General features: G+C 75.7%; 17 protein-coding genes. 8 read left to right on the top strand and 9 right to left on the bottom strand.

The window, feature by feature from the left end:
* Positions 1–1,182, top strand: coding sequence for a MarP family serine protease (locus BMZ50_RS08780; protein WP_091323246.1), 1,182 nt, complete (start codon positions 1–3; stop codon positions 1,180–1,182).
* A 6-nt stretch (positions 1,183–1,188) separates the two neighbouring features.
* On the opposite strand, the gene BMZ50_RS08775 is transcribed toward BMZ50_RS08780, so the two are convergent.
* From BMZ50_RS08775 to acs, 3 genes are all read right to left on the bottom strand, one after another.
* Positions 1,189–2,118 (bottom strand): alpha/beta fold hydrolase, encoded by a 930-nt coding sequence (locus BMZ50_RS08775; protein WP_091323244.1) that lies wholly within the window; start codon positions 2,116–2,118, stop codon positions 1,189–1,191.
* Positions 2,119–2,144: 26 nt separating this feature from the next.
* Positions 2,145–2,648, bottom strand: coding sequence for a phage holin family protein (locus BMZ50_RS08770; protein ID WP_091323241.1), 504 nt, complete (start codon positions 2,646–2,648; stop codon positions 2,145–2,147).
* A 182-nt stretch (positions 2,649–2,830) separates the two neighbouring features.
* A complete protein-coding gene (gene acs / locus BMZ50_RS08765) occupies positions 2,831–4,783 on the bottom strand; it encodes an acetate--CoA ligase (RefSeq protein ID WP_091323239.1) in 1,953 nt (650 codons plus the stop codon).
* 149 nt (positions 4,784–4,932) lie between these two features.
* Here acs and BMZ50_RS08760 point away from each other — a divergent pair, with 149 nt between their 5' ends.
* On the top strand, positions 4,933–5,640 hold the full coding sequence (locus tag BMZ50_RS08760; RefSeq protein WP_245753480.1) for a (2Fe-2S)-binding protein: 708 nt from the start codon (positions 4,933–4,935) through the stop codon (positions 5,638–5,640).
* On the opposite strand, the gene hflX is transcribed toward BMZ50_RS08760, so the two are convergent.
* The 3 genes from hflX to BMZ50_RS08745 form a co-directional block, all read right to left on the bottom strand.
* Positions 5,637–6,797 carry a GTPase HflX gene (gene hflX, locus BMZ50_RS08755; RefSeq protein ID WP_091323236.1) on the bottom strand — a complete coding sequence of 387 codons (1,161 nt, stop codon included), beginning with the start codon at positions 6,795–6,797 and terminating at the stop codon, positions 5,637–5,639. The two genes, BMZ50_RS08760 and hflX, sit on opposite strands and share 4 nt — an antisense overlap.
* A gap of 148 nt (positions 6,798–6,945) precedes the next feature.
* On the bottom strand, positions 6,946–7,974 hold the full coding sequence (locus tag BMZ50_RS08750) for an S-adenosylmethionine:tRNA ribosyltransferase-isomerase (protein WP_091323233.1): 1,029 nt from the start codon (positions 7,972–7,974) through the stop codon (positions 6,946–6,948).
* Entirely contained in the window at positions 7,971–8,666 is a 696-nt protein-coding gene (locus tag BMZ50_RS08745) for an SDR family NAD(P)-dependent oxidoreductase (protein ID WP_091323231.1), read from the bottom strand. The genes BMZ50_RS08750 and BMZ50_RS08745 overlap by 4 nt, the downstream gene beginning before the upstream one ends.
* Before the next feature lie 48 nt (positions 8,667–8,714).
* Here BMZ50_RS08745 and soxR point away from each other — a divergent pair, with 48 nt between their 5' ends.
* Positions 8,715–9,182, top strand: a complete 468-nt coding sequence (gene soxR / locus BMZ50_RS08740) for a redox-sensitive transcriptional activator SoxR (protein ID WP_091323229.1) — start codon at positions 8,715–8,717, stop codon at positions 9,180–9,182.
* 67 nt (positions 9,183–9,249) lie between these two features.
* A complete protein-coding gene (ygiD, locus tag BMZ50_RS08735) occupies positions 9,250–10,101 on the top strand; it encodes a 4,5-DOPA-extradiol-dioxygenase (protein ID WP_218146172.1) in 852 nt (283 codons plus the stop codon).
* A gap of 77 nt (positions 10,102–10,178) precedes the next feature.
* Here ygiD and cobA read toward each other — a convergent pair whose 3' ends face one another.
* Positions 10,179–11,432, bottom strand: a complete 1,254-nt coding sequence (gene cobA, locus BMZ50_RS08730) for a uroporphyrinogen-III C-methyltransferase (RefSeq protein ID WP_091323227.1) — start codon at positions 11,430–11,432, stop codon at positions 10,179–10,181.
* A 150-nt stretch (positions 11,433–11,582) separates the two neighbouring features.
* Between cobA and BMZ50_RS08725 the strand changes: the two genes are divergently transcribed.
* The 3 genes from BMZ50_RS08725 (at position 11,583) to BMZ50_RS08715 (ending at position 14,100) form a co-directional block, all read left to right on the top strand.
* Positions 11,583–12,650, top strand: coding sequence for an AbrB family transcriptional regulator (locus tag BMZ50_RS08725; RefSeq protein ID WP_091323590.1), 1,068 nt, complete (start codon positions 11,583–11,585; stop codon positions 12,648–12,650).
* A 75-nt stretch (positions 12,651–12,725) separates the two neighbouring features.
* Positions 12,726–13,772: an LLM class flavin-dependent oxidoreductase gene (locus BMZ50_RS08720; RefSeq protein ID WP_091323225.1), complete on the top strand. Its 1,047-nt coding sequence runs from the start codon at positions 12,726–12,728 to the stop codon at positions 13,770–13,772.
* A 64-nt stretch (positions 13,773–13,836) separates the two neighbouring features.
* Positions 13,837–14,100 (top strand): hypothetical protein, encoded by a 264-nt coding sequence (locus BMZ50_RS08715; RefSeq protein WP_218146171.1) that lies wholly within the window; start codon positions 13,837–13,839, stop codon positions 14,098–14,100.
* A 91-nt stretch (positions 14,101–14,191) separates the two neighbouring features.
* Here the strand turns inward: BMZ50_RS08715 and BMZ50_RS08710 are convergent, their stop codons facing one another.
* Positions 14,192–14,752 (bottom strand): type II toxin-antitoxin system PemK/MazF family toxin, encoded by a 561-nt coding sequence (locus tag BMZ50_RS08710; protein WP_218146170.1) that lies wholly within the window; start codon positions 14,750–14,752, stop codon positions 14,192–14,194.
* Positions 14,753–14,896: 144 nt separating this feature from the next.
* On the opposite strand from BMZ50_RS08710, the gene BMZ50_RS08705 reads away from it, so the two are divergent.
* Complete coding sequence (locus BMZ50_RS08705; protein WP_091323220.1) at positions 14,897–15,094, top strand: hypothetical protein; 198 nt, start codon at positions 14,897–14,899, stop codon at positions 15,092–15,094.
* Positions 15,095–15,101: 7 nt separating this feature from the next.
* Here the strand turns inward: BMZ50_RS08705 and BMZ50_RS08700 are convergent, their stop codons facing one another.
* Positions 15,102–15,527 (bottom strand): VOC family protein, encoded by a 426-nt coding sequence (locus tag BMZ50_RS08700; protein WP_091323218.1) that lies wholly within the window; start codon positions 15,525–15,527, stop codon positions 15,102–15,104.
* Positions 15,528–15,548: the final 21 nt, after the last annotated feature.

Genomic DNA, 15,548 nt, shown 5'->3' with positions numbered 1-15,548 from the left:
GTGTCCCTCGTCGACCTGGTGCTCATCGCGCTGGCGCTGGCGTTCGCCTTCTCCGGCTTCCGGCAGGGGCTGCTGGTCTCCGCGACGTCGTTCCTCGGGTTCTTCGGCGGCGCCGTGCTGGGCGCGCAGCTGTCCGGGCCGGTCGCCGACCGGGTCGACGGCTCGGCGGTGACCCGGGTGTTCGCCGCGCTCGTCGTCGTCCTCGCCGGGGCGCTGCTCGGCCAGGCACTGGCCGGCGCCATCGGCCGGGCGGTGCGCCGCCGGGTCACCTGGGAACCGGCCAAGGTGGTCGACTCGATCGCCGGAGCGGCCCTCTCGGCCGCCGCCGTCCTGCTGGTGGCCTGGATGGTGGCCACCCCGCTGGCCTCCGCGCCGTTCCCCGAGGTGGCCGGCCAGGTGCGCCAGTCGGCGCTGGTGCAGGCGGTGGACCGCGCGGTGCCCGACAGCGTGCGGGCGGTCTACGACTCGCTGCGGGAGGCGATCGACCGGCGCGGGCTGCCCGACGTCCTCGATCCGCTCACCCCCACCCAGGTCCGGGACGTGCCGGCACCGGACCAGGCGCTGCTGGAGAGCCCCGTGGTCACCGCGGTGCAGGGGTCGGTGGTGCAGATCACCGGGGTCGCCCCCTCCTGCTCCCGGCAGATCGACGGTTCCGGCTTCGTGTACGCGCGGGAGCGGGTCATGACCAACGCGCACGTGCTGGCCGGCGTCACCGACCCGGTGGTCACCGCCGAGGGCGAGGAGTACGAGGCGACGGCGGTGTACGTCGACGAGGAGACCGACGTCGCGGTGCTCGCCGTCCCGGACCTGCCGCAGGTGCCGCTGGCCTGGGCGCCGGCCCCGGCCGACTTCGGGGACGACGCGATCATCATGGGCTACCCGGGCGGTGGGGGCCTGTTCGTCGGGCCGGCGCGGGTGCGCGACCGCGGCGAGATCAGCGGCCCGGACTTCCGCAACACCGACACCGTGGTCCGCGACGTGTACGCCCTCTACGGGGAGGTGCGGGCCGGCAACTCCGGCGGGCCGCTGTTCGACCCGAGCGGGAAGGTGCTCGGCGTCGTGTTCGCCTCCGCCATCGACGACCCGCTCACCGGGTACGCGCTCACCGCCCAGCAGGTCGCCGAGGCGGCCCGGGCCGGGATCGACGCGGGTGCGCCGGTGCTCACCGGCGCCTGCGAGTAGGGCGGCTCAGCCGGCCGCCCACTCGATGACGGCGCGGGACACCTCTCCGGGGGTCTCCTCCTGGGGGAAGTGCCCGACCTCGGGCAGCTCGCGCCACTCGTAGGCGCCGGCCACGTACCGGCCCGAGCCGCGGGCCGAGGAGGGCAGCACGCAGGGGTCCAGGGCGCCGTGCAGCTGCAGGGTGGGTGCGGTCACCGGGGTGGCCATCCGGCGGGCGTAGCGCAGCCCGTCGGGGCGCAGCTGCGAGCGAGCGGCCCAGCGGAAGTACTCCATCGCGCCGTAGGCCGCCTGCGGGATCCGCGCGGCCGAGCGGTAGTGGCCGACCGCCTCGGCGAAGTCGGCGGTGCCGGTCCACCGGGGGCCGGCCCAGCGGCGCACCAGGTCCGCGACCGGGTCGTCGTCGGCGCGGGTCAGCCGCCGCTCGGGCAGCCGCGGCAGCTGGAAGCCGAGCAGGTGCCGGAAGGCGTGCCGCTGGCGGGCGTCGGTCATCGCCCCGCGCAGCTGCCGCGGGTGGGCCATCGACAGCACCACCAGCCGGCGGACGCTGCGCGGGTGCAGGGCGGCCATCGTCCAGGCCACCAGCCCGCCCCAGTCGTGCCCGACGACGACGGCGTCCCGCTCGCCGAGCGCGCGGACCAGCGCGGCGACGTCGGCGGCCGCCGTCGCCAGGTCGTAGCCGCGCGGGGGCTTGTCGCTGCCCCCGTAGCCGCGCAGGTCGGGGGCGACGGCGTGGAAGCCGGCGGCGGCGAGGGCCGGCAGCTGGGCGCGCCAGGTCCACCAGAACTGCGGGAAGCCGTGCAGCAGCAGCACCAGCGGGCCCTCGCCGGCCTCCGCGACGTGCAGCCGCACACCGTTGGCGGAGAGGTCGCGGTGGGTCCAGGGGCCGGGCAGCAGGACGCTGGTGGCGTCGGGGGGTTCCTGCTCGCGGAGCGTCACCGGTCCGGGCGCGGGCCGTGCCCGGGTCAGAGCGAGTACTGGTCGCTGCCGCGCAGCTGCACCCGCCCGCTGCTCACGGTCGGCACCTCGCGGCGGCGCTGGCCGGGGGCCTCCCGGTGCACCACCGCGGGCAGCTCGCGCAGCGTCTCCATCGTCCGCTCCGGCTTCTCGATCTTCTTGATCTGCCCGCGGCCGACCACGGCGGCGATCGCGGCGAGCAGCACGAAGAACGCCCAGACGATCAGGTAGGAGATCCAGCGCTGGAGGCCCAGCCAGGTGAGGAACTCGGCGATCGTGATGAAGAGGAAGATCGTGGAGACGCCCAGCAGGACACCGGCGGTGCCGAACGCGCCGGCGCCGATGCCGGCCTTCTTCGCCGACCTCCCCATCTCGGCCTTGGCCAGCTCGATCTCGGCGCGGATCAGCGTCGACATGTCCGCCATGGCGCTCTGCACGAGCACGCCGATGGAGGGTTCCTCCGCGCCGACGGGTCGGCCCGGCGGCGGGGTCGACGATGCGCTGTGGGCCACGAGGGCACCTCCTGTGATCACCTGCTGGTCAGTGTCGAGCTGCCGGGACCCCCGTTCCGGGCGGTCCCACCTGGGGCATCGTGCCCGATGCCGGAGGTCGGTGCGTACCCGCGGCCGTCGCGGCCACCCGGTGGGGTGGCCCCGGAGCCCGCGGCGGGCTCCGGGACCACCCCCGGCCCGGCTCAGTCCTCCGACGACTGGGAGGACGGGAGCTTGGCGCTGATCAGCTCCATCACCGACGAGTCGGTGAGGGTGGTGACGTCGCCCAGCTCGCGGTTCTCGGCGACGTCGCGGAGCAGCCGCCGCATGATCTTGCCCGAGCGGGTCTTCGGCAGCTCCTGCACGACCAGGATCTGGCGGGGCCTGGCGATCGGGCCGATGTCCTTGGCCACGTGCTGGCGCAGCTGCTGGACCAGGTCCTCACCGGAGTCCTCGACGTTGCCGCGGAGGATGCAGAACGCGACGATGCCCTGCCCGGTGGTCGGGTCGCTCGCGCCCACGACCGCCGCCTCGGCCACCGCCGGGTGGGCCACCAGCGAGGACTCCACCTCGGTGGTGGAGATCCGGTGGCCGGACACGTTCATGACGTCGTCCACCCGGCCGAGCAGCCAGAAGTCGCCGTCTTCGTCGATCTTGGCGCCGTCGCCGGCGAAGTAGGTGGTCTTGCCGAACCGCGACCAGTAGGTGTCGACGTAGCGGTCGTCGTCGCCCCAGATGGTGCGCAGCATCGACGGCCAGGGCTCGGTGAGGACCAGGAGCCCGGTGGAGCCCGGTGGCAGCTCGTTGCCCTCGTCGTCGACGACCTTCGCCGAGATGCCGGGGAGGGGCCGGCTCGCCGAGCCCGGCTTGAGCGTGGTGACGCCGGGCAGGGGGGTGATCATGTGCGCGCCGGTCTCGGTCTGCCACCAGGTGTCCACGATCGGGCAGCGCTCACCGCCGATGTGCTTGTAGTACCAGAGCCAGGCCTCGGGGTTGATCGGCTCGCCCACCGAGCCGAGGATCCGCAGGCTCGAGAGGTCGAACTTCGCGGGGATGTCCTCGCCCCACTTCATGAACGTGCGGATCACCGTGGGCGCGGTGTAGAGGATCGTGACGCCGTACTTCTCGATGATCTCGAACCAGCGACCGCGGTGCGGGGTCTCCGGCGTCCCCTCGTAGATCACCGAGGTGGCCCGGTTGGCCAGCGGCCCGTAGACGATGTAGCTGTGGCCGGTGACCCAGCCGACGTCGGCGGCGGTCCAGAACACGTCGGTGTCGGCCTTGAGGTCGAACACCGCCCAGTGGCTGAAGGCGACCTGGGTCAGGTAGCCGCCGCTGGTGTGCAGGATGCCCTTCGGCTTCGCCGTCGTCCCCGACGTGTACATGATGTAGAGCGGGTGCTCGGCGTCGAACATCTCCGGCGTGTGCGCGGTGGACTGCCGGTCCACCAGATCGTGCCACCACACGTCGCGGCCCTCGGTCATCTCGACGTCCTGCTCGGTCCGCCGGACGACGACGACGCTGCGCACCCCCTCGGTCCGGGTCAGGGCCTCGTCGACGTTGGGCTTGAGCGCACTCGGCGCCCCGCGCCGGTAACCGCCGTCGGCGGTGATGACCACCTGTGCGTCGGCGTCGGTGATCCGGCTGGCCAGGGCGTCGGGGGAGAAGCCGCCGAAGACCACCATGTGCACCGCGCCGATGCGGGCGCAGGCGAGCATGGCGACGACGGTCTCCGGGATCATCGGCATGTAGATCGCCACCCGGTCACCGGCCTGCACCCCGAGCTCGAGCAGGGCGTTGGCCGCCTTGCACACCTCGTCCTTCAGCTGGCCGTAGGTGAGCGTGCGGGTGTCCCCCGGCTCGCCCTCCCAGTGGTAGGCGACCTGCGCGCCGTGGCCGGCCTCGACGTGCCGGTCGACGCAGTTGTAGGCGACGTTCAGCCTCCCGCCGACGAACCACTTGGCGAACGGCGGGTTGCTCCAGTCCAGCACCTCGTCCCACGGCTGCGCCCAGGTGAGCCGCTCGGCCTGCCTGGCCCAGAAGGCCAGGCGGTCCCGCGACGCCTCCTCGTAGATCTCGGGACCCACGTTGGCCTGCGCGGCCAGGTCCGGCGGCGGCGGGAACCGGCGGACCTGGCCCTCGGTCGACTCGCTCATGCGGCTACCTCCCGGTCTCGGCGCCGCCCGGACCGCCGATCGGCTCGGCGTGGGACGACGCGACGTGCGCTCCGCCACACCGTATGACCTGGGGCGGACCCGCGCGTCTGCCCGGTGCGCCGTTGCTGCGCAGCGGCCAGACTGGGCCGGTGCGAGCCGGAGTGCAGGTGGAGGTGGCCGCCCTCGTGCCGGGCGCGGCGGCCCTCGGCCTCCTCGCGCCGCCCTCGGCGCGGGCGGTCCCGGCGGCCGTGCTGGCCGACCCCGACCGGACCGCCCAGCGGCTGGCCGCACTGGCGCGCCGGTACGGGGCCGAGGACCGGCGGGTGCTGGCGACCGTGTGGTGGTACTCCGCGTCGGCGGTGCTGCTCACCCCCGCCCTGGCCGGCCTGGTCACCGGGCGGCCGCTGTCGGCGCGGCTGGCCGACACCACCCTGCACGAGCTCGCCGGCGGGACGCTGGTCGCCGCCACCTCCTCCGCGCCCGGCGCCGACCTCGCAGGTGAGCTGCGGGAGACGCTGAGCGCGGCGATCGGCGCGGTGGCGGAGGCGGGCGGGATGCGGCGGCGGCCGCTGTGGGCGATCGCCGCCGACTCGCTGGCCAACCGGCTGCTGGCGCTGGGGCGGGCGCTCGGCGACGTCCCCCGCGCCACCGCCCTCGCCGGCCCGCTGGCGGCGGCGGTGGGAGCGCCGCTGCCCGAGCCCCGCTACGTCGACGTCACCGGCGTCCGGTTCGTGCGGCGGGTGTCCTGCTGCCTGCTCTACCGGCTGCCGCCGGAGCCGTTGTGCACCTCCTGCCCGCGCCGGCCGGCCCAGGAGCGGCAGGTGCTGCTGGAGGACACCGCGGCCCGGATGCGCTAGGCCTGTTCCAGGGCCCGTTCCACCGCCGGCCGCAGCTCGTCCACGCCCTCACCGGTGCGCGCGGAGACGGGGACGGCGTCGGGGTAGGCCGCGCGCAGCGCCGCGACCCACTCCGGCGGGGCGACGTCCACCTTGTTGAGCACCAGCAGCTCCGGCCGGTCGCGGGCGCCGATCTCGTAGAGCACCCCGCGGACCGCCGTCACCTGGTCCATCGCGTCGGGGGCGGCGGCGTCGACGACGTGCAGGACGAGGTTGGCGTCGACGACCTCCTCGAGCGTGGAGCGGAAGGCGTCCACCAGCTGGTGCGGGAGGTGGCGGACGAAGCCGACGGTGTCGGTGAGCGTGTACTCGCCGCCGCCGGGGGTGCGGGTCCGGCGCACGGTGGGGTCCAGCGTGGCGAACAGCGTGTCCTGCACCAGGACGTCGGCGCCGGCCAGCCGGTTCATCAGCGCGGACTTCCCGGCGTTGGTGTAGCCGGTCAGGGCCACCGAGGGCACCCGGTTGCGCCGGCGCCGCGACCGGGTCCGCTCCCGCCGCCGGGCGGTCTGCTGCACCTGGCGGCGCAGCCGGGTGATCCGGTTGCGCAGGTGCCGCCGCTGGCTCTCCAGGCGCATCTCGCCGGGCCCCCGGACGCCCGCGCCCGCACCGCCCGCCGTCCGGCCGCCGCCGATCCGGGACAGCTCCGTGCCCTGACCGGTCAATCGGGGCAGCTGGTAGGCCAGCTGGGCCAGTTCGACCTGCGCCTTGCCCTCGCTGCTGCGGGCGTGCTGGGCGAAGATGTCGAGGATCAGCGCCGTCCGGTCGACCACCCGCGCACCCAGGCGGTCCTCCAGGTTGCGCACCTGGGCGGGGGACAGGTCGCCGTCGGCGATGACCAGCGCGGCGTCCTGCCGCTCGACCAGCTCGGCCAGCTCGTCGACCTTGCCGGAACCGAGGTAGGTCGCGGGATCGGGCCGGTCCCGGGGCTGGACCAGCCGGCCGACCACGTCGACCCCGTCGGTCTCGGCCAGCCGCTCCAGCTCGTCGAGGGGGTCGGCGGCCTCGCGGTCGCCGGGCCGCAGGCCGAGCAGCACCGCCCGGGCGCTGCTGCCGTCCTCGTCGCCGTCCCTGCCGACGGTGGGAGCCGTCTCCGCGCCGAGCAGCCACGTCCCTGGCATGTCGCCTCCCGGATCCCGGGCCTGCGGCCCGGTCCGCGGCCGGAGGTGGAGGGTTGCCGTCCTGGCCCCGGCCCGCGGGCGGACCCGCGGCACACGTTCCGGCAGGGCCAGCCTCGTCGCCCCGGCGCGTTCCTGCCACCGGTGCTGCTCAGGGCAGGAACAGCATCGTGTCGCCGTACTCGTGCCAGAGGTAGTCCCCGCCGACGGCCCGCGCGTAGGCCCCTTCCACCAGCGCGCGCCCGGCGACCGCCTCGAGCAGCAGCAGATGGCTGGCGTCGGGCGCGTGCAGCCCGGTGACCAGCCCGTTCACCACCCGGGCCGGGCGGTCGGGGCCGAGGACGAGGTCGGTCCAGCCCGCGGCCGCGCGGGTCAGGCCGTCCTCCCCGGTCGCGGTCTCCAGCGCGCGGGTGACGGTGGTCCCGACGGCGACCACCCGGCGCCCGGCCTCCCGCGTGCTGCGCACCAGCCGGGCGGTGCCCTCGGGCACCCGGAACCGCTCCGGGGCGGGTGGCTCGTGCAGCTCGGGACTGGAGACCCCGGCGTGCAGGACGACCGGGACGACGGGGATGCCGCGGGCCATGAGCCGCACCAGCAGGTGCTCGGTGAACGGCCGCCCGGCGCTGGCGTTCTCGGCGCTGCCCGGCTCGGTGGCGTAGACGTTCTGGGCCGCCGCGAGCGGGACGGCGCCGCGCAGGTAGCCGTAGCGGATCGGCTGCCCGTACCGGCGCAGGTGCTCAGGCGCCGGCGTCGCGGGCGTGGGCCGGGCCCGCCACAGCCGGCCCGGCCGGGTGGGGTCGGGGAAGCCGGCCAGCAGCCGCAGCCGGACGCCGCCGGGCAGCGCCAGCTCGGTGCCCGGCTCGACGCCGCGGTCGGGGCCGTCGTTGTCCGGACGGCGCACCTCGACCACCCACTCGCCGTCGTCCAGCGACGTCGACACGTGCAGGGGCGTGAGCACCCCGTCGGCTCGTCGCACGTCCAGCCGCGCGGGCAGGGGCGCGGAGGTGTTGACGACCACCAGGTCGCCGGGCTCCAGATGGTCGGGCAGGTCGTGGAAGACGCCCTCCGCGATCCCCCCCGGCCGGACCGTCATCAGCCGGACGCCGTCGCGGGGCAGGCCCCGGTGCTCCGGCGGCGCGGGTGCCTCGCGGTCGGGCGGCAGGGGAAAGGTGACGGTCATCGCCCGGCCCCCGTCGGCTGCAGCTCCGCGGCCCGGAACCGGCCGCTGGGCAGGTCGCCGTCGGCCAGGCGGAGCAGTGCGGGGACGACGGTCTCCGGTCCCGGCAGGCCGGTCGCATCGGGCTCGGCGGCGCGGTGCATGTCGGTGGCCATGTCGCCCGGGTCGAGCGCGTAGACCCGCAGCTCCGGGTGCTCGACGGCGAGCACGGCGGTCAGCCGGTCCAGCGCCGCCTTGCTCGCGCCGTAGCCGCCCCAGCCGGGGTAGGCCTCCACGGCGGCGTCGCTGCTGACGTCGACGACGACACCCCCAGCCCGGGTGAGGGCGGGGAGGAGGGCCTGCAGGAGGGCGAGCGGGGCGACGGTGTTGACCGCGAGGACCCGCTCGAAGACCGCCGTCGGCAGCTCGGCGAGCGGGGGGAGCGGGGTGGGGCCGAGGTCGCTGGCGTTGTTGACCAGCAGGTCGAGCCGGCCGGGGACGGCGGCGGCCAGCGCCGCCCGGTGCGCGGGATCGCCGACGTCGCCGGGCAGGGCGGTGACCAGGTCGGGGCGGGGGAGGGCGGCGACGGTGGCGGCGAGGCGCGCGGGGTCGCGGCCGTCGACCACCAGGTGCCAGCCCCGCCGGTTCAGCGCGGTGGCGAGGGCGGCGCCGAGGCCGCGTGAGGCGCCGGTGACGAGTGCGGTGCGGATCTCCATGGGGGTACCGTCCGGCCTCAAGTCAACTTGAAGTCAAGGGGTGCACCCGTGGAGCTGCTGACGATCGGGCAGGTGGCCGAGCGGTCGGGGATGGCGGCCTCCGCGCTGCGCTACTACGAGGCCCAGGGGCTGATCACCGCGTCCCGGACCGCGGGCGGCGCGCGGCGGTTCCCGCGCAGCGTGTTGCGCCGGCTGGCGTTCATCCGCGCCGCGCAGAACGTCGGCCTCGCGCTGCCGGAGATCCGGGAGGCGCTGGCCGCCCTCCCGGACGGCCGGACGCCGTCGGCCCGCGACTGGGCGCGGCTGTCCGAGGCGTGGCGGGCGCGGCTGGACGAGCAGATCGCCGCGCTGGTGCAGCTGCGCGACGGGCTCAGTTCGTGCATCGGCTGCGGCTGCCTGTCGCTGACGCGCTGCCGGCTGTCCAACCCCGCCGACGTCGCGGCCGGTGAGGGGGCCGGGGCCCGCTGGCTGTCCCCGGCGCTGCGGCGGGTGCCGCCGGCCAGCAACGCCGGTTGAGGTCGTCTCGCATCCGCCGGCCGGCGGGGCGATGATCGACGCGCCGGCCGCGACGAGGGGAGGGCGCATGACCGTGATGCCTGCCGCGTTCATCGGCCACGGGAACCCGATGAACGCCGTCGAGAAGAACCGGTACACCGAGGCGTGGCGCGCGTTCGGCCAGTCGGTGCCGCGCCCGCGCGCGATCCTCGTGGTGTCGGCCCACTGGTACGTGCACGCCACCGCGGTGACCGCGATGCCGCGGCCCCGCACCATCCACGACTTCTACGGCTTCCCCGGGTCGCTGTTCGACATCAGCTACGACGCGCCGGGGCTGCCCGGGCTGCACGAGGAGATCGCCGACGTCGTCCACCCGGCGTGGGTCGGCGCCGACGTCGACAGCTGGGGGATCGACCACGGCACCTGGTCGGTGCTGCTGCACGCCTTCCCCGACGCCGACATCCCGGTGGTGCAGCTGTCGCTCAACGCGCTCAAGCCCTTCGACTACCACCTGCAGCTCGGGGCGGCACTGGCCCCGCTGCGCGAGGACGGCGTGCTGGTGATCGGCAGCGGCAACGTGGTGCACAACCTGGGCGGGGTCTCCCGCGCGCTGCCCGACGCCGGCTTCGACTGGGCGCAGCGCTTCGACGAGAAGGTCAAGGAGATGATGCTGACCGACCCGGCCGAGGTGGCCCGGCTCGACGGGCACCGCGATTTCGGCTTCGCCGTCCCGACGCCGGACCACTTCCTCCCGCTGCTGTACGTGGCCGGGATGGCCGGCGCGACCGAGGCCCCGGTGGACGTGCTCGTCGACGGCTACGCCTACGGGTCGCTGTCGATGACCGCCTACACCGTGGGCATGACGCCCCCGCCGAGCGCGGGGGCCGGTTTCGCGGCCGCGCTGCCGGAGGAGCCGCCCCCGGACGGCGCGAACATCTAGGGGCGCCGGCGTCAGGCGCTGCGCGGCCCCGCGATGCGCAGCGCCGGGTGCAGGCTCGGGTCGTACGGCGTGGCGGCTCAGTGGCGCGCCGGGGGTTGCAGCGCCACCACCTCACCGATCACCCAGACCGCCGGCGGGCGGATCCCCTCCTCGACGATCGCCCGCGGCAGCTCGCCCAGCGTCGTCCGGACCGTCCGCTGGGCCGGCGTCGACCCGTCGGCGACCACGGCCACCGGCGTCGCGGGGTCGCGGCCGTGTTCGACCAGCGCGGCCGCGATGGCCGGGGCGGTGTCCACGCCCATGAGGACGACGACCGTGCCGCGCAGCCGCCCGAGGGCCGGCCAGTCCACCAGCGACGACGGGTCCCCCGGCGGCACGTGCCCGGAGACGACGACGAACTCGTGGGTCAGCCCGCGGTGGGTGACCGGGATGCCGGCCAGCCCGGGAACGCCGATCGCGCTGGTCACACCCGGGACGACCTCCACGGGGACGCCCGCGACCGCGCACGCCTCGAGCTCCTCCATGCCGCGGCCGAAGACGAACGGGTCCCCGCCCTTGAGCCGCACCACCCGGCGGCCGGCCCGCGCGTGCTCGACCAGCAGCGCGTTGATCTGCTCCTGCTTCATCGACCGCCCGCGGGGCAGCTTGGACGCGTCGATCACCTCGACGTCCGGCGGCAGCGAGGACAGCAGCGACTGCGGTGCGAGGTGGTCGGCGACGACCACGTCGGCCTGCGAGACCGCCTGCTTGCCCCGCACGGTGATCAGCCCTGGGTCGCCCGGGCCGCCCCCGACCAGGACCACGCTTCCGGCGGCGCCGCTCCCCGGCGAGCGCGCGGCGCGGTCGGCGATCGTGCCGTCGGTCAGCCCGGCGAGGACCGCGTCCCGGACGCCCACGGCCCGCTGCGGGTCACCCCCGCCGTGCACGCCCACGACGAGGTCGCCCAGCCGCCCGGTGGCCGGCGTCCAGACGCTGGACGACGCGCGGTCGTCGGCCCGCGCGCAGAAGACCCGGGCCCGCTCCGCCTCCTCGGCGACCGCGGCGTTGACCGCCGGGTCGTCGGTCGCGGCCACGGCGTACCAGGCGCCCGCGAGGTCACCGGGCGCGTAGCGGCGGCGCACCCAGGTCACCGCCCCCGGGCCGACGAGCGCCTCCAGGGCGGGGGTGACCTCCGGGCTCACCACGGTCACCCGGGCGCGCGCCTCGAGCAGGCCGGCCACCCGGCGGTGGGCGACCTGGCCGCCGCCGACGACGACCACCGGCCGGTCGAGCAGCCGCAGGCCCACGGGGTAGACGACGCCGCTGGCGGGGTCGACGGGAGTCGCGTTCATCGCCTTCAGGATCGCAGGCGCCGGGCGGGGCGGGATGCGAGGTGCCGCACAACCGCCCCGGTCACGGGCGGAGCGGGCGGTCCACCCGGCCCCGGGCCGCCCGATGGCACCCGGCAGAGTGGGCGGCCGACGCGGGGGAAGGCGGTGCCGGTGGGCGCAGCGGGGCGCATCGGGCGGGTGCTCGATGCCGCGGGGGTGCTCGCCGGCGCAGTCGCGGCGACGGCCGTCTTCGACGCCCTCGGTCTGCCCTCGCCCTCGCTGTTCGGCGGGCTGCTCGCCGGGCTGGTGCGCGGCCTGGCCGGCCGCCGGCGGCTGGCGGTGCCGCGGCCGGGCATGCTCGCGGCGCAGGGGCTGATCGGCGTCTCCATCGGCGCGCTGGTCGACCTCGAGACCCTCGCCGCGCTCGCCCGGGACTGGCTGCCCGTCCTGCTGGTCACCGTGGGCACGCTGGTGCTCAGCCTGCTCGCCGGCCTGCTGCTGCGCCTCCGGCCCGGCATCTCCCCGGTCACCGGCGCCTTCTCGATGATCGCCGGGGGCGCGTCGGGCATCACCGCGATGTCGCGCGAGCTGGGCGCCGACGACCGCATGGTCGCCGTCCTCCAGTACCTCCGGGTGCTGCTGATCGTCGTCCTCATGCCCGTGACCGCGGCCGCGGTCTACGGGGCGGAGCCGGGTTCCGGCGGCCCGCCGGTGGACGACGCCGGGCCGGGCTGGCCGGCCGGGCTGCTGTTCGCCGCGGTCTGCGTGCTGGCCGGCGTGGCGGTCGGCCGGCTGCTGCGCCTGCCGGTGGCCGCCCTCCTCGGGCCGATGCTGGTCGCGGCGGCGCTCGATCTGAGCGGGCTGTCCGCCGACGCCACCGTGCCGGGCCTGCTGGATTCGGCCGCCTTCCTGCTCATCGGCCTGACCGTGGGCCTGAACTTCACCCGGGACAGCCTGCGCACCATCGGGCGAGCGCTGCCCCTGGCGCTGCTGCTCATCGTCGGCCTGATCGCGGGGTGCGCCGGGCTCGGCGCGGTGCTGACGGCCACCACCGGCGCCAGCGCGCTCGACGGCTACCTCGCCACCACACCCGGCGGGCTCTACGCCGTGCTCGCCAGCGCGACCGACAGCGGCGCCGACGCCACGTTCGTGCTCGCCGTGCAGGTGCTGCGGCTGTTCGTGATGCTGCTGTCCGCCCCGCTCCTCGCCCGGTGGCTGCGCCGGGCCGCAGCGGGCTGACGAAATCCCGCGCCGGCAGCTGGTTGTACGTTCAATGAACCACGGGCGACCGGGCCCGGCGTGAGGGGAGTCAGCGTGGAACTGGGCGTCTACACGTTCGGGGACGTGAGCCGCGACCCGCGGACCGGGACGACGATCAGCCCGGAGCGGCGGCTGGCGAACCTGCTGGAGGAGATCGAGCTCGCCGACCAGGTGGGTCTCGACGTCTTCGGGATCGGCGAGCACCACCGGCCCGACTACGCCATCAGCGCGCCGTCCACGGTGCTGGCCGCGGCCGCCGTCCGGACCTCGCGCATCCGGCTGACCAGCGCGGTGACCGTGCTCTCCTCGGAGGACCCGGTGCGGGTGTTCCAGCAGTACGCCACCGTCGACCTGCTCTCGCACGGCCGGGCGGAGATCATGGCCGGCCGCGGCTCGTTCATCGAGTCCTTCCCGCTGTTCGGGTACGACCTCGAGGACTACGACGAGCTGTTCGCCGAGAAGCTGGACCTGCTGCTGCGGCTGCGCGATGCGCCGCGGGTGACCTGGTCGGGCCGGCACCGCGCGGCCCTGGCCGACCAGCCGGTGTTCCCCCGGCCGGTGCAGGACCCGCTGCCGGTCTGGGTCGCCGTGGGCGGGAACCCGCAGTCGGTCGTCCGCGCCGGTGCGCTGGGGCTGCCGCTGGCGCTGGCGATCATCGGCGGCGAGCCGGCCCGGTTCGCCCCGCTGGCGCAGCTGCACCGCCGGGCCGCCGCGCAGTACGGGCACGGCCCGCTGCCGGTGTCGATCAACTCGCACGGGTTCGTCGCCGACACCTCGCAGGCGGCGGCCGACAGCTTCTACGCGACCTACGCGGAGGTGATGACCCAGCTCGGGCGCGAGCGCGGCTGGGCACCGATGACCCGCGCGCAGTTCGACGGGCTGACCGGGCTGCCCGGCGCGCTCGTCGTCGGCAGCCCGGAGCAGGTGGCCGAGAAGATCCTCTTCCAGCACGAGGTGTTCGGGCACCAGCGCTTCCTCATGCAGTCCTCGCTGGGCGCCGCGCCGCACCAGGAGGTCCTGCGCTCGATCGAGCTGCTGGGCACGAAGGTCGCGCCGATCGTGCGGGCCGAGCTCGCCGCCCGCGGCGGGGAGACCGCCTGAGCGTCGGTCCGCGTCACACACCTTCCCCGCCGGACGCGCCTACCCTGGCCGGGGCGCGAGGGAGGTGAGAGAGCTGTCCGACAACACGACCGGCACCGACGTCGGCACGGAGGACGCCGTGCTGCTCTTCGTCGGCGGCCCGCTCGACGGGCGGGTGGAGATCCGGGAGGCGCGGCACGGGGAGCCGCTGCCGACGATCACCCACGTCCACCTCCACGGTGGGCCGAAGGTGGTCCACCGCTACGACCTCACCGCGCTCACCGACACCGCGGGCGTGTACACCGTGCGGCCGCGCCAGGCGGTGCGTGACGGGTCGGTCGCCGAGTGACCCCTCACCTCGGTCGCAGGACGAAGCCCGCGTAGCCGTGGTCGCCGCGATGGGCCAGGAAGGCCTCGACGGCCGTCCATCGCGGTGGCGCTCAGCCGCCGTGGACCCTGCGGAGGGCGCGGACCACCTCGTCGAAGCGCCGGCGGTCGAGGGCGGCGCCCGCCCGGCGCGCGGCACCGGGCGGGACCAGCAGCAGCCGGTCCAGGCGCGCCTCGCTGGGCCGGCCGCGGGGGTCCCACGCGCCGGAGCCGACGTCGATCCAGATCCGCCCGTGCCGGGCCTCGTCGTCGGCGTCCCGGTCGTGGTCCTGACTGGAGAGCATCAGGCCGAGCAGGTCGGCGTCCCGGCGGCCGACGACCAGCACCGGGCGGTCCTTGCCCCGCCCGTCGCCCTCGTCGAAGGGCACCCACGCCCAGACGACCTCGCCGGGGTCGGGGTCCTTGTCCGGGTGCGGGCGGTAGGCGAGGTCGGCACCCCCGAGCCCGCCGCTGAGGTCGCGGACGCCCCCGCGGGCCGGAGTGGCGCCTTCGCGGGCCGGAGCGGCGCCTTCGCGGGCAGGAACAGGGCCTTCGCGGCCAGGCGCGGGGCGGCGGGGGCGCAGCGCGGTGCGCAGCAGCCCGGTGAGTCGTCGGCCCATCGGAGAACCAGCCATGGCCGCACGGTACGGAAGCCCTCCCGTGTGTCACTTGTGACATACGGGCACCAGATGGTCACGAATGTGGTTCGACCTGCCGATAAGTGGGCACCATCGTGGCGCGGGGACGGGTCGCCCATGCCCCGGGAGAGGAGGTCTGGGATGACCTCGGCCGAGCCGGTCCGACCGGCGACACCGCGGACGCGCGAGGTGAAGGCCAGCGTGCTCGCCGCCTTCCAGCTCGTGGAGGACGCGCGCACCTTCGGCACCGACCACCGCTCCCGGCGCGAGCGCCGGCGCGCGCTGGCCGAGCGCACCCTGGCCTACCGCCGGCTCGCCCGGGACCTGCGCGCCAGCTGATCCCGGCTCAGGCGACGCAGAACTCGTTGCCCTCCGGGTCGGCCAGCGTCGCCCACTCGAACGGGCCCTGGGTGGCCCGGTACAGCTCGGTGGCGCCGAGCCCGAGGAGGCGCTTGATCTCGTCCTCGCGCCGCTGGGCGCCGACGTGCACGTCCAGGTGCAGCCGGTTCTTCCCGGTCCTGGGCTCGGGCACCTGCTGGAATAGCATCCGGGGCCGGCCGGGGTCGGGGGAGACGAGCGCCGCGCCCGTTCGCCACACCAGCACGCCGCGGTGGGTGGTCGTGTCCTCCTCCGAGGCCGCGCCGGAGTCGACCATCCGGCGGATGAACGCCTCGTCGCTGCGCTCGACCGTCCACTCGAGCGCCTCGGCCCACCAGTCGGCCAGCCCGTGCGGATCGGCGCAGTCGATCACGATCTGGATGTCGGTCGCCATGGGCGGACCGTAGCCGGGGGG

The sequence above is a fragment of the Geodermatophilus ruber genome (assembly GCF_900114385.1).
GTDB lineage: Bacteria > Actinomycetota > Actinomycetes > Mycobacteriales > Geodermatophilaceae > Geodermatophilus > Geodermatophilus ruber.
Note: the sequence above shows the minus strand (reverse complement) of the source record. Positions and strands in the feature narration are given on the sequence as shown.

Excerpts from the sequence above, each read along its gene's own strand:
- acs (WP_091323239.1), bottom strand. The coding sequence starts at position 4,783 with ATGAGCGAGTCGACCGAGGGCCAGGTCCGCCGGTTCCCGCCGCCGCCG.
- hflX (WP_091323236.1), bottom strand. The coding sequence starts at position 6,797 with ATGCCAGGGACGTGGCTGCTCGGCGCGGAGACGGCTCCCACCGTCGGC.
- BMZ50_RS08750 (WP_091323233.1), bottom strand. The coding sequence starts at position 7,974 with ATGACCGTCACCTTTCCCCTGCCGCCCGACCGCGAGGCACCCGCGCCG.
- BMZ50_RS08745 (WP_091323231.1), bottom strand. The coding sequence starts at position 8,666 with ATGGAGATCCGCACCGCACTCGTCACCGGCGCCTCACGCGGCCTCGGC.
- ygiD (WP_218146172.1), top strand. The coding sequence starts at position 9,250 with ATGACCGTGATGCCTGCCGCGTTCATCGGCCACGGGAACCCGATGAAC.
- cobA (WP_091323227.1), bottom strand. The coding sequence starts at position 11,432 with ATGAACGCGACTCCCGTCGACCCCGCCAGCGGCGTCGTCTACCCCGTG.
- BMZ50_RS08710 (WP_218146170.1), bottom strand. The coding sequence starts at position 14,752 with ATGGCTGGTTCTCCGATGGGCCGACGACTCACCGGGCTGCTGCGCACC.
- BMZ50_RS08705 (WP_091323220.1), top strand. The coding sequence starts at position 14,897 with ATGACCTCGGCCGAGCCGGTCCGACCGGCGACACCGCGGACGCGCGAG.
- BMZ50_RS08700 (WP_091323218.1), bottom strand. The coding sequence starts at position 15,527 with ATGGCGACCGACATCCAGATCGTGATCGACTGCGCCGATCCGCACGGG.